Below are 12,943 nucleotides of genomic sequence, written 5' to 3'. Positions count from 1 at the left end.
TGCGACAATGCGCGCCAGCGGCAAGAAGCGACTGGCTGCGGCAATGCGCTGCCGCATCAGGAAATGAACCACAGCAATAAGCGACAAGCCATTGCACCAGGAAACAAACGACTGAAATGACTTATCTGGCGATCAAACACCTGCACATCACCGCAGCCACCCTGAGCATCCTGTTCTTCGCGCTGCGCGCCTATTGGTCGGTGACCGGTTCGGCCCGGCTGCGGCTGCCCGTGGTGAAGATACTGCCGCACATCATCGATACCGTGCTGCTGGTCTGCGGCATCGCGCTGACGGTAATGCTGGGCGGCCTGCAATCGTGGATCGTCGCCAAGCTGGTGGCGCTGGTGCTGTACATAGGCATAGGCACCGTCGCGATCAAGCGCGGCAAGACCGCCGGCACGCGCGGCCTGGCGGCGCTGCTGGCGATCGCGGTGTTCTTCTATATAGTAGGCGTGGCGCTGCGCCACAACCCCATGTCGTGGCTGAGCTGAGCCTAGCCTCACTTACCACTGCCCGTAGAACACGCCTGCTTTCTTGTAGGCGTCAGTGCCCTTTTCCACTGCCGCATCGGTCACGGTGGTGCGCCGCTTCAGGCGCGTGAACCAATCGAACAGCCGCGCCCGCAGCTCGGCGCGCACGGCGGCATGCGTGGCCTCGCGGCCCAGATCCTGGAACTGGTCGGGGTCGGCCTGCAGGTCGTAGAGCTGCTCGGGCTCGTCCATCCAGTACACATAGCGCCAGCGTTCGGTGCGCACCGACCAGGCGCGCGCCGTCTGCGGCGTCTTGTGCACCAGCAGGCGCGCGCGCCGGTAGCTGTAGTCCAGCTCGGAAAACACACAGTCGCGCCAGGTGCCGGTTGCGCCGCGCAATAGCGGCAGCAGGCTGCGCCCCTCCAGCCGATGGCTGGCCTGCGGCAGGCCCAGCGCGTCCAGGAAGGTGGGCAGCACGTCGACCGATTCCATCATGCGGGCCTCGGCACTGCCGCGCGTGGCGTCGGCCTCGGTCGAGGGGTCGACCATGATGAAGGGCACGCGCTGGATGGTTTCGTAGAACAGCTCTTTCTCGCCCAGCCAGTGGTCGCCCAGGAAATCGCCGTGGTCGGCCGTCAGCACGATCAGCGTGTCGCGCATCAGGCCCGCGCCTTCCATGTATTCGAACAGCCGGCCCAGATGGTCGTCCAGCTGCGTGATCAGGCCCTGGTAGGCGGGGCGCACGGTGCGCACGCACTCGTCCGTGGCGAAACTCTGGCTTTCTTCCTGCTGGCGATAAGCTGCCACCACCGGATGCGCATCGCGCTTCTCGGCCTCGTTGCGCACCACCGGCAGGCACTGGTCGATGCCGTACATATTGTGATAGGGGGCCGGCGCAATATACGGCCAGTGTGGCTTGACGTAGCTAAGATGCAGCACCCAGGGCTCGTCGCCCATCTTGCGCATGAAGCCCAGGGCCTGATCGGTCATGTAGGCCGTTTCGGAATGCGGCTCGGCGACCAGCGCCGGATAGCGCGCATTGCGCATGTGCCAGCCGCTGACCGCCTGCCCGTGCTCGTCGCGCGCCGAGATCACGAAGTCGGTCCAAGGGTCGTTGGACACGTAGCCGTGGCGCCGCAGGTAGGCGGGGTAGCCGCTTTCCTCGCCCGGCTCGTGGTGGCCGTCGTAGCGGTCGATTTCTTCAAAGCCGCCGCTGTACAACAGGCACCCCAGTTCGGTGCCGCCGTCGATCGCCAGGCGCCGCAGCCCATCATGGTCGGGCATGACATGCGTCTTGCCCGCCAGCACCAGCTTGCGGCCCTGCTCGCGCAGGTACTCGCCCATGGTTACTTCGCCGATGGACAACGGCACGCGGTTCCAGGTGGCGCCGTGCGTGGACGGGTAACGCCCGGTGTAATAGCTCATGCGCGACGGGCCGCACACGCCCGAATTCACGAAGGCACGCGTAAAGCGTACGCCGCGTGCCGCCAGCGCGTCGATATTGGGCGTGCGGATGTACGGATGCCCGTAGCAGCCCAGATGATCGGCCCGCAGCTGATCGGCCATGATGAACAGGATGTTGCGTATGCGGCCCATCTACGATCCTTGCATATATACAGTGGGCCTCTATTTTTCCACAACGTAGCCCGAATTCTTGACTACCGGCACCCACTGGGCGCGGAAGGCCTGCAGCAACTGGGCGGTTTTGGCCGCATCGGCCACCACCGGGATCAAATTGCTTTGCTCGATCTGCTTGCTGACCGCGGGCGTGGCGACGGATGCCGCAATGGCCTTGCCCAGCATCTGCACCGTGGCGTCGGGCATGCTGGCCGGTGCGAAGAAGCCGCCCCAGCCGTAGGCTTGCAGCTTGACGCCGGCCTCGGTGAAGGTGGGCACGTTCGGGGTCAGGGTTTCGCGCTTGGGGCCCGAGGTTGCCAGGATGCGGATCTTGCCGCCCAGATGCTGCGGCGCCTGCACATCGTACGTATCGATGGCCACCGGCACGGAATTGCCGATCAGGTCGGTCAACAGCGGTGTCGAGCCGCGATAGCCGATCACCTGGCCCTTGATGCCGATCTTGCTGGCCAGCATCAGGGCGAAGAAATGCGGCAGGCTGCCGGTGGCCGGCACGCCCACATTGAATTGCTCGGGATGCGCCTTGCCCCAGGCGATGAGCCCGGCCAGATCCTTGATCGGGCTGCTGGCCGAGACCGCCACGCCGAAACGGTATTCGGTCACCATGGACACGGGCTTGAAGTCTTTCTGCGGGTCGTAGCCGATGTTCTTGTAGATTAGCGGCGCGCTCATCATCAGCGTGGGGTTGCCCAGCAGCAGCACGTTCTTGCCCTTGGGGGTGGACTTGACATAGTTGGCCGCGATGCGCCCGCCCGCCCCCGTCTTGTTCTCGACGATGATGTTGACGCCCAGCCGGTGCTGCAGCTCGTGGGCGACGATGCGGGCGGCGCGATCCGAGGCGCCACCCGGGGCGTAGCCGACGACCACGGTCAGCGGCCCGTCGAGCTTGGCCGTGGCGGCCTGCGCGGTGCCCACCGCAGCGCCCAATGCCAGCGCAGCCGCCAATGTTTTACAGAGTGTTCTTATAGCCTGCATGATTGTCTCCGGTACGGATAAAAGTCCCGCAGAGCTTAACAAGCGTCTTTTTAATTGATCTAATCAAGTATCGGATAAGCAAGGGAAATCACCAATATGAGCGAGGCCAGGCCAGACCGAACCGCACAGCGCTGCGCCCAGGGCAAGCCGCGGCGCGACGGCTCGCAGCCCGATACGCCGACTTCCTTGCGCGATATGGTGGTGTTCCGCATCTACCGTGCCTGGTCGGCCGCCAATCCGATTTTTACGCGCCTGTGCGAAGGCCGCTACCACATCACCCGCAGGGAATGGCGCATACTGGCCACCTCGGTGGTGCACGGCCGGCTCGGCTCGGCCGCCCTGGCCGAAGCCGCCATGCTCGATTCGGTGCGCACCTCGCGCACCATCACGGCTCTGTGCGAAAAAGGCTGGCTGCAGCGCCAGCGCGACACGCGCGATGCGCGCAATATTTATATAGAGGCCAGCCCGGCGGGGCTGGAGCTGTACCAGCGCATCATGCCAATCGTCGTCGAATTGAACGAGCAGATTGCCCAGGATCTGAGCGCCGAAGAGCGGCGGGTGCTGGATGTTGCGCTGGACAAGATCATGCGCCGCTCGCAATGCCTGCTGGAAGCAGAGGTCATCAAAGACCGCACGCATCGGAGCCAGGGCGGCACACGCCGTCCATAGGGTCGCCGCTGATCTGCCGGCCCGCCGATCCCTGATCTCCGATCCCAGAGCACCTGTCCCAGGGCACCTATCCCAGAGTACCTACCCCAGTGCACCGATCGCCGGCCGCGAATCTCTCACCACGTCCCCATCAGATGCTGCACCAGCAGGCTGCTGAGCGCCACCGCCATCCATACCCCGAAGCCCAGCATTACTGGCCGCAGGCCCGCCTTGGCCATGCGCCGCAGATCCGAAGACAGGCCTATGGCGGTAAGCGCGACGATGATGAGGAATTCGGCCATGAAGTGGACGATCCCGTTCAGGGATTCCGGCACCAGGCCCAGCGAACGCACGCCCGAGGCCACCAGGAACCACAGGATGAACCAGGGGAAGATGCGCGCCAGGCTGAAGTCGCCCGCGCCCTGCTTCTTGTGGCGCCAGGCCTGATACAGCGCCAGCACCAGGCACACCGGAATGATCAGCGTGGCCCGCGTCAGCTTGACGATGGTGGCGTAATCGCCCGCGGCGTGGCTGTAGCTGTAGCCGGCGGCCACCACCGAAGAGGTATCGTTGATGGCCGTACCCGCCCACAGGCCGAAGCCGGCATCGCTCATGTGCAGCCAGTGGCCCAACAGCGGGAAGCTGAGCACGGCGATGATATTGAAGATGAATATCGTGGAGATAGCGAAGGCCGTTTCGTGATCGTCGGGCTTGATGATGGGCGTGACCGCGGCAATGGCCGAGCCGCCGCAGATGGCCGTGCCCACACCGATCAGCGTCTTGAGCCGGGACGCAATGCCCAGCCAGCGGCCCAGCAGCCACGCCGACACGAAGGCAGTGGTCATGGTTACGGCCGTGACCACCAGCGACTGCGCGCCGGTGTGCGCCACTTGGCCTATGCTCAGGCCGAAGCCCAGGGCAATAATCGACCACTGCAGTATCTGCTTCGAGGCAAAGGCCAGCCCCGGCTTGAACAGCGGCGCCACCCCGAGGGCATTGCGGATGACGATGCCCAGCACGATGCCGAACACAGGCCCGCCGATAATGGGCATCTTGCGCCCCAGGAACAGGGCCGCCAGCCCCACCAGTACTGCCAGCAGCAGTCCGTAGACGCGAGGCGGATCCAGCGGCGCGCCCGAACTGCTGTGCGCGCGCCGCCGCGGCGCACGCGAGGCGCCCGACGCGATGACATGGCCGGCCGAGGCCATGACACCGGCGCCCTGCCCGCCGGCGGCGGCGCTCGCAGGCACCTCGCGCGAGGCGGCAGCCTCTATGAAAGAACAGCGGCTAGCGCCCCTTAAACAGCGTGCAAAATCCAGAAACCCTAATGACAACATAATTATTACTACTCATTTGTATATGACTCATAGTGATTTTAGGGTTCTCATCAGTATAAAAAAATTCATAAATATTTATTTGTGGAATAAAATAAATTGATGATTGCGATCACCCTCAAGCAGCTCGAAACCTTCATCGCCATCGAAGCCAACGGCAGCGTGCGGGCCGCCGCACAGCAGTTGTTTCTGACCCAGCCGGCGGTCAGCATGGCGCTGGCGGAACTCGAGCGCCATATCGACGCGCCGCTGTTCGACCGCGAACGCGGGCGGCTGCGCCTGAGCGCCCGCGGCAAAGAGCTGCTGCCCGTGGCGCGGGAAATCATCGAGCGCGTGCACGAAATGCTGCGCCCGCCAGGCAGCGAGCCCGCCGCCCTGAGCGGCCAGCTGCGGGTGGGCGCCAGCAATACCGTGGGCAATTACCTGGTGGGCGAACTGCTCGGCCCATACATGGCCGCCCACCCCGCGGTCGCGCTGACGCTCAGCGTCGAAAACACCGACACCATTGTTTCGGGGCTGCTGGAGCACCGGCTGGACGTGGGCTGCGTCGAAGGCCCGGTGCATCACCCGCAGCTGGATGTGCTGCCCTGGCGCGAAGACAATATGGTGGTCTGCGCCGCGCACAATCACCCTCTTAGCAGCCTGCCGCGGCTTGCACCGCGCCACTTCAAGGGCGCCAACTGGATACTGCGCGAGCCGGGATCGGCGATGCGGGCGCTGGCCGAACAGGCCATGAATTCGCTGCCGCCGGGCCGCATCGTGCTGGAACTGGGCCAGGTCGAGGCCATCAAACAAGCGGTGATCGCCGGCATGGGCATCGCCTGCCTGCCCTCGGAAGCCACCGTCGACGCGGCGGCGGCGGGGCGCCTGAAGATTCTGGAAACTCCGTTTCTGGATCTGCGCCGGCGCCTGTCGCTGCTGCTGCACAAGTCCCGCTACCGCGGCATGCTGATCGAAGCCTTCGCCACCAGCCTGGGCATAGGCGCGGCGGCACCCGACGAACATACCCCACCCGAAGCCGGCTAAGACAAATTGAGGCAGGCCAAGGCCCAGGCATAGTTTCCGGCCGAGTGCCGCGGCGCGGTTGATGCAGGCATCGTGGGCTACACTGACAGGCTCTCGGGCGCCACCGTGCAGGCGGCGCCCGCAACCGTCTGCATCCGCACCATGAACCAGCTCGAACTTTTCCCGGCCCCGGACGCCACCCTGGCAAACAAGCGCAGCGCAGCCCGCAAGACAGCCGCCGCCGCGCGCCGCAAGACCGCCGCGCAGGCTCGCCCGCGTACCGGGCAGGCCGAGGCCGAGGCTGCGACAGTGGCAGCCGCAGCCGGTTCAAAACGGCCGGCGCGCAAGCGCCCGGCAGGCCAGGTTCAAGACGCAGTCAAGGCCGCGGCACTGGCCATGGCCAAGGCCGAAGCGCTTGCGCAAGAGCAGGCCGCGGCGTCGGCATCGGCCCCGCCCGTCTACGAAACCGTAGCGCTGGTGCTGCAGGGCGGCGGCGCGCTGGGCGCCTACCAGGCGGGCGTCTTCCAGGGGATGGCCGAGGCGGGCATCATGCCCAACCGGCTGTCCGGCATTTCCATCGGCGCGCTCAACACCGCCATCATCGCCGGCAACCCGCCCGGACAGCGCGTCGAAAGGCTGCATGAGTTCTGGGAAACCATCTGCCGCCCGAATCTGGGTACGGCCTACCCCTTCATCGAACAAAGCCTGTTCAACCTGAACGACACCGTGCGCCAGGGCATGAGCGCCCTGCACGCACTGAGCGCCGTGGTCGACGGCCAGAGCGGATTCTTCCGGCCGCGCTTTCCGCCGCCCGCGTTCGCGCTGGCCAGCGATCCCACCCAGGCCAGCTATTACGACACCACGCCGCTGCGCGACACACTGTTGCGCCTGTGCGACTTCGACCGCATCAATTCCGGCGAAATACACGTGTCGGTGGGTGCGGTCAATATACGTACCGGCAACTTCAAATATTTCGACAATACCCGCGAAAAGCTGCGGCCCGAGCACTTCATGGCCTCGGGCGCCCTGCCGCCCGCCTTCCCGGCAGTGGAAATCGACGGCGAATTCTATTGGGACGGCGGCATGGTGTCGAACACCCCGCTGGCCGACATCCTGAACACGCGACCGCGCACCGACACGCTGGTATTCCAGGTCGACCTCTGGAGCGCCCGCGGCCGGCTGCCCGCCAATATGGGCGAGGTGACCGACCGCATGAAGGACATCCAGTATTCCAGCCGCACCCGGCTGATCACCGAACACATGCGCTGGACCCAGCACCTGCGCCACATGCTGCGCAACGTACTGGAACACGTGCCGCCCGAGGCCCGGCAAAACGACCCCTACTGCAGGCTTGCCGAACAATTCTCGTCCAGCAAGCGCTACAACGTGCTGCACCTGATCTACCGCGACCAGCCCTACGACCAGCATTACAAAGACTATCAATTCGGCCTGCCGACGATGCGCCAGCGCTGGGACGCCGGACTGCAGGACATCCGCCAGACGCTGGCCCGGCCCGGCTTCCTGGACATGCCCGACAACGACTCCGGGTTCATCACCCACGACGTGCATCGCGAAGAGATCGAGCAATCGATGCTCGACAACAGCGTCGGCTGATGCTCCCGGCCATCTGCGCCCCTGCATTGAGATAAGGCATCGGAGTACCACGGCCCTTGCGTTGCCGCAGCGCAACATCAAAGCTGCCTGGTCTCTATCTGCATGGCTAGATAATGCCTCCGCAGTAGTTGCCTAGTCAATTAGTTCGCGCTAGAATTCAGTTCATGGCACAGAACACCCTTCCCCCCTTTCCCGCGCAGCCGCCGGGCGACGGCGCCGTCGCGGCCGACAAGGCCGCGGCGTCCGCCGGCTGCCGTTTCTATCATCCCGACGGCTACACCCTGTGCCAGCAGGACAACATCGGCTACATCCTCAAAACGGTCTACGCATCCATCAACCGCATGATCGACCAGGGCGTGGCGCCGCTGGGCCTGACCGCCATGCAATGGAAGCCCATGGTGCTGATCAGCAGCCGCAAGATCGACACGCCCGCCGAACTGGCGCGCGCCGTCAATGTCGACACGGGCGCCATGACGCGCACGCTAGACCGTCTGGAAGCCAAGGGCTTTCTTACGCGCCATCGCAGCCAGACCGACCGGCGCGTGGTCAAGCTGGAACTCACCCGCAGCGGCCACGACGTGGTGGCGGGCATACTTCCGGCGGTCGCGCATACCCTGAACACCCATCTTTGCGACTTTTCCCGACTAGAGGTCGATACCCTCATCAGCCTGCTGCGGCGCATGGAAGCCAACGGCGCCTGTGGCAACCCGCAGCCGGAACCGGAACGCGACGCGCCCCACTGACACAGAGCCGCCCTTTCCAAGCCAGGCCGCATACGACAAGACAAGCGTGGCAGGCACAAGCTCCCGCCAATCATTGCCTAGTCAGATACGAACTTAACAATTACTTTCAGCTAAATGTCAGCATGAAACCCCTGCTATCAATATCCGCCATAGTGCTGCTTACCGCGCTTACCGGTTGTGCGACCATCAATCCGGGCAATCCGGCGCTCAATGAAATCCAGGGCGCCAAGATCGGGTTGCAAGACACGGCCATCGCCTGGCCCACCGAGCAATGGTGGCACCGCTACCAGGATCCGCAGCTGAACCAGCTGATCGACGAAAGCCTGCGCAACAGCCCCACGCTGGCCGCGGCCACGGCCCGGCTGGCCGTCGCCAATGCCGCGGTCAGCAGCGCGCGCGCAGTGCGCCTGCCGCAGCTGGACGCCACCTACAACAACACGCGCGAGCGCTTCTCGGAAAACTACATCTACCCGCCCCCCTACGGCGGCGCCATGTACACCGACAACAGCCTGGAGCTGAAGCTCGGCTTCGACCTGGATTTATGGGGCAAGAACCGGGCGCGCTATGCCGCCGCCCTGTCGCGCGCCCAGGCCAGCCAGGCCGATGCGCAGATGGCCCGCAATACGCTGATCAGCGCGATCACGCAAAGCTATTTCAACCTGCAGGACGCGCTGGCGCAGCATGAAGTGATCGCGCGCATGGTCAAGCAACTGCAGGACGTGGCCAAGATCACGCAGCAGCGCGTGCAGGCCGGCCTGGACACCGAGGTCGAACTGAAGCAGGCCGAATCGGCGGTATCGGCGGCCAAGGTGCAACTGAGCCAAGCCGACACCAACGCCGATCTGCTGCGCCACCAGTTGGCCGCGCTGGCCGGCCAGGGGCCCGAACGCGGCACGAGCATTCATCGCGCCAAGCTGGCCGCCGTGCCCCAGGGCGTTCCGGCCGAGCTGCCGCTCAGCCTGTTGGGCCGCCGGCCCGATGTGGTCGCCGCAAAACTGCTGGCTCAGGCCAGCGGCAGCGAAGTCTCGGCAGCCAAGGCCGAGTTCTACCCCGACGTGAACCTGTCGGCCTTTGCCGGCTTCTGGTCGCTGGGCATGGGCTCGCTGCTGAAGGATGGCAGCAAGGTCTATGGCGCCGGCCCGGCCATCACGCTGCCCATTTTCCACGGCGGTGCGCTGAACGCTCAACTGAACGCCAAGCGCTCGGAGCGCGACGTGGCCGTCGCCAATTACAACCAGACCGTGCTGACCGCGGTGCGCGAAGTGGCCGATGCCAGCACGTCCATACGCGCTTTGCAGCAACAGATCGCCGACCAGCATGCCAGCTACCAGTCGATCTCGGCCGCCTACGATATCGCCGTGCAGCGCTACCGCTCGGGCCTGGGCAACTACGTGCAGGTACTGCTGGCACAGAACGAAGTGCTCAAGCAGGCCATACTCGATACCGACCTGAAAGCGCGCGCCTACAACCTGGACGCCCAGCTCGCCACCGCGCTGGGCGGCGGCTACGCGGCTGCCGGCAATGACGCCGCCGCGGGCCACGCGGCCGCCAAGGGCGCCGCGCCTGCCCCCGCGCCCGCCGGCATACCTGCCGGCACAAGCGCTGCGACCGTCGGCAAGGCCGACGCCGCCGCCCGCGCCCACGCCACCAAAGACTGAAGCAACACGACTCACGGAAACACGAGATAGTCATGACTACCGAAAGCAAACCAGCTCCCAAACGCAAACGGCTGCTGCTCACCGCGGCCCTGATCTTCATCGCCATCGGCATCTGCTACGCCATCTATTGGTTCGTGGTGGCCTCGCACTACGAATCCACCGACGATGCCTACGTGCACGGCAACCTGGTTCAAGTCACCTCGCAGATCGCCGGCACCGTGGTGGCCATCGACGCCGACAACACCCAGACCGTCAAGCGCGGCCAAACGCTGGTCAAGCTCGACCCGATCGACTCCCGCGTCGCGCTCAAGCAGGCCGAGGCCGCGCTGGCGCAGACGGTGCGGCGCACGCGTACCCTGTTCGTGCAGAACGACGCGCTGAAAGCCGACATCGCCATGCGCCAGGCCGACGTAGAGCGCGCCCAGGTCGACCTGAGCAAAGCCCAGAGCGACTTGAAGCGGCGCCAGATGCTGGCCAAGTCGGGCGGCGTCAGTGGCGAAGAAATCCTGCACGCAGCCACCGCCGTCAAGACCGCCGAATCGGCCCTGGCGCAGACCAAGGCCGCCCTGGCCGCCTCGAAAGCCAAGCTGGAAACCAATCTGGCGCTGACCGCCGGCACCACCATCGCCCAGCACCCGGACGTGCGCCAGGCCGCTGACCGCGTGCGCGACGCCTGGCTGGACAATGCCCGCACGGTACTGCCCGCCCCCACCGATGGCTCCGTGGCGCAGCGCTCGGTGCAGGTCGGCCAGCACGTCGCCCCCGGCACGCCGCTGATGACCGTCATCCCCTTGCAGCAAGTATGGGTCGAGGCCAACTTCAAGGAAGGGCAGATCACCAAGATGAAGCCGGGCCAGGAAGTCAAGCTGACCGCCGATGTCTACGGCAGCGACGTCACCTACCATGGCCATATCGAGGGCATCGCCGCCGGCACCGGCAGCGCTTTCGCGCTGCTGCCCGCCCAGAACGCCAGCGGCAACTGGATCAAGGTGGTACAGCGGGTGCCGGTGCGCATTGCGCTCGATCCCAAGGAGCTGGCCGCGCACCCGCTGCGCGTAGGCCTGTCCATGGTGGCCGAAGTGCATCTGGTCGAGCCCGACCAAAAGCCCGCCGCCCAGAACGCCGACACATCGAAGTTTGAAACCGACGTCTTCGCCAAGAACACGCAAGGCGTCGACGCCCTGATCGACAAGATCATCAAAGAAAACCTGGGATCATGAGCGCTGACGACTCCCGAGCCGCCAAACCCGCGGCGCGCCCGCCCGCCGCGGGCCATGCGCCCCTGACCGGCAATGCGCGGGTGTTCGGCACCATCGCCCTGTCGGCCGCGGTGTTCATGAACGTACTGGACTCTTCGATCGCCAATGTGTCGATACCGACCATCGCCGGCGACCTGGGCGTCAGCGCCACCCAGGGCACCTGGGTGATCACCTCGTTCGCCGTGGCCAACGCGATCACCGTGCCCCTGACCGGCTGGCTGACCCAACGCTTCGGCCAGGTGCGCCTGTTCGTGCTGTCGACCCTGCTGTTCGTGCTGGCCTCCTGGCTGTGCGGCTTTTCGTGGTCGCTGGAATCGCTGGTGGCCTTCCGCGTCATCCAGGGCGCGGTGGCCGGCCCGATGATTCCGCTGTCGCAGACGCTGATGCTGGGCAGCTACCCCAAAGAAAAAGCCGGCATGGCGCTCGCCCTATGGTCCATGACCGTGCTGGTCGGGCCGGTGGCCGGGCCGCTGCTGGGAGGCATGATCTCCGACAACTACAGCTGGCCCTGGATCTTCTACATCAACGTGCCGGTAGGCCTGATCGCCGGCTGGGCCTCGTGGCAGATCTACAAGTCGCGCGACTCGGTGCGCGTCAAGCGCCCCATAGACAGCATCGGCCTGACCCTGCTGGTCGTGTGGGTCGCCGCGCTGCAGCTGATGCTCGACAAGGGCAAGGAACTGGACTGGTTCGCCAGCAACACCATCGTCATCCTCGCCGTCGTTGCCGTGATTGCATTCGTGTTCTTCGTGATATGGGAACTGACCGCCGTACACCCCGTGGTGGATCTGACACTGTTCACGAACCGCAACTTCACCTCCGGCACGGTGACCATCTCGGTGGCCTATGGCGTGTTCTTCGGCACCGTGGTGCTGCTGCCCTTGTGGCTGCAGGCCACGCTGGGCTATACCGCCACCGATGCCGGCATCGCCTCGGCGCCGGTGGGCATATTGGCCATCGTCTTCTCGCCCATCGTCGGCAAGATGCTCGCCAAGCACGACCCGCGCTATATCGTCACCACGTCGTTCCTGATCTTCGCGCTGGTCAGCTACATGCGCGCCGACTTCAACACCGAAGTCGACATCTACACGGTGATGGTGCCCACCTTCATCCAGGGTGCGGCCATGGCCATGTTCTTCATCCCGCTGACCACCATCACGCTCTCGGGCCTGGATCCGCACCGCGTGCCGGCGGCCGCGGGCCTGACGAACTTCGTGCGGCTCATCTTCGGCGCCTTCGGCACGTCGATTACCACCACCCTGTGGGAAAACCGCGCCGCCCTGCACCACGCGCAGCTGACGGAAATCGCCCGTCCCGGCAAACCCGCCTTCGACGCGGCCATGTCGGGCCTGGGCGGCAAAGGCCTGGATCAGGCACAGTCGGCCTCGCTGATCAACGGCCTGATCGACCAACAGGCCTTCACCATCTCTGCCACTGACATCTTCTACGCATCGGCCATCATCTTCCTGGCTCTGATCGTCCTGGTCTGGTTCGCCCGCCCGAAGAGAATGAGCGGCGGCGGGGAAACAGCGGCGGCGGCGCACTGAGGGCCGAAGCCCCGGCGGGAGCACGGCGGCTTGCGCAGCGCAGCCCGCCTGGGGT

The 12,943-nt window shown here is 65.3% G+C and carries 11 protein-coding genes; 8 read left to right on the top strand and 3 right to left on the bottom strand.

The window, feature by feature from the left end; genetic code table 11:
• Positions 1 to 116: 116 nt before the first annotated feature.
• On the top strand, positions 117 to 491 hold the full coding sequence (locus tag CEY11_RS16955) for a SirB2 family protein (RefSeq protein ID WP_088604585.1): 375 nt from the start codon (positions 117 to 119) through the stop codon (positions 489 to 491).
• A gap of 12 nt (positions 492 to 503) precedes the next feature.
• Here CEY11_RS16955 and CEY11_RS16950 read toward each other — a convergent pair whose 3' ends face one another.
• Complete coding sequence (locus tag CEY11_RS16950; RefSeq protein WP_088604584.1) at positions 504 to 2,066, bottom strand: sulfatase-like hydrolase/transferase; 1,563 nt, start codon at positions 2,064 to 2,066, stop codon at positions 504 to 506.
• Positions 2,067 to 2,096: 30 nt separating this feature from the next.
• Complete coding sequence (locus CEY11_RS16945) at positions 2,097 to 3,080, bottom strand: tripartite tricarboxylate transporter substrate-binding protein (protein ID WP_088604583.1); 984 nt, start codon at positions 3,078 to 3,080, stop codon at positions 2,097 to 2,099.
• A gap of 96 nt (positions 3,081 to 3,176) precedes the next feature.
• Between CEY11_RS16945 and CEY11_RS16940 the strand changes: the two genes are divergently transcribed.
• Positions 3,177 to 3,749: a MarR family winged helix-turn-helix transcriptional regulator gene (locus CEY11_RS16940; RefSeq protein WP_088604582.1), complete on the top strand. Its 573-nt coding sequence runs from the start codon at positions 3,177 to 3,179 to the stop codon at positions 3,747 to 3,749.
• Between the two features lie 116 nt (positions 3,750 to 3,865).
• Here the strand turns inward: CEY11_RS16940 and CEY11_RS16935 are convergent, their stop codons facing one another.
• Positions 3,866 to 4,936, bottom strand: coding sequence for a YeiH family protein (locus tag CEY11_RS16935; protein ID WP_088604581.1), 1,071 nt, complete (start codon positions 4,934 to 4,936; stop codon positions 3,866 to 3,868).
• A gap of 228 nt (positions 4,937 to 5,164) precedes the next feature.
• On the opposite strand from CEY11_RS16935, the gene CEY11_RS16930 reads away from it, so the two are divergent.
• From CEY11_RS16930 to CEY11_RS16905, 6 genes are all read left to right on the top strand, one after another.
• Positions 5,165 to 6,088 carry a LysR substrate-binding domain-containing protein gene (locus tag CEY11_RS16930; protein ID WP_088604580.1) on the top strand — a complete coding sequence of 308 codons (924 nt, stop codon included), beginning with the start codon at positions 5,165 to 5,167 and terminating at the stop codon, positions 6,086 to 6,088.
• Between the two features lie 375 nt (positions 6,089 to 6,463).
• Positions 6,464 to 7,681, top strand: coding sequence for a DUF3734 domain-containing protein (locus CEY11_RS16925; protein WP_088604683.1), 1,218 nt, complete (start codon positions 6,464 to 6,466; stop codon positions 7,679 to 7,681).
• A 164-nt stretch (positions 7,682 to 7,845) separates the two neighbouring features.
• Positions 7,846 to 8,424, top strand: coding sequence for a MarR family winged helix-turn-helix transcriptional regulator (locus CEY11_RS16920; protein WP_088604579.1), 579 nt, complete (start codon positions 7,846 to 7,848; stop codon positions 8,422 to 8,424).
• A gap of 122 nt (positions 8,425 to 8,546) precedes the next feature.
• Positions 8,547 to 10,082: an efflux transporter outer membrane subunit gene (locus tag CEY11_RS16915; RefSeq protein WP_088604578.1), complete on the top strand. Its 1,536-nt coding sequence runs from the start codon at positions 8,547 to 8,549 to the stop codon at positions 10,080 to 10,082.
• 32 nt (positions 10,083 to 10,114) lie between these two features.
• The gene (locus CEY11_RS16910) at positions 10,115 to 11,302 is read left to right on the top strand and encodes an HlyD family efflux transporter periplasmic adaptor subunit (protein ID WP_088604577.1); all 1,188 of its coding nucleotides are present in this window, start codon (positions 10,115 to 10,117) and stop codon (positions 11,300 to 11,302) included.
• A complete protein-coding gene (locus tag CEY11_RS16905; RefSeq protein ID WP_088604576.1) occupies positions 11,299 to 12,888 on the top strand; it encodes a DHA2 family efflux MFS transporter permease subunit in 1,590 nt (529 codons plus the stop codon). The genes CEY11_RS16910 and CEY11_RS16905 overlap by 4 nt, the downstream gene beginning before the upstream one ends.
• Positions 12,889 to 12,943: the final 55 nt, after the last annotated feature.

The organism is Candidimonas nitroreducens (genome assembly GCF_002209565.1).
GTDB classification, from domain to species: Bacteria; Pseudomonadota; Gammaproteobacteria; order Burkholderiales; family Burkholderiaceae_B; genus Candidimonas; species Candidimonas nitroreducens.
This window is presented reverse-complemented; position numbering and strand designations above follow the sequence as displayed.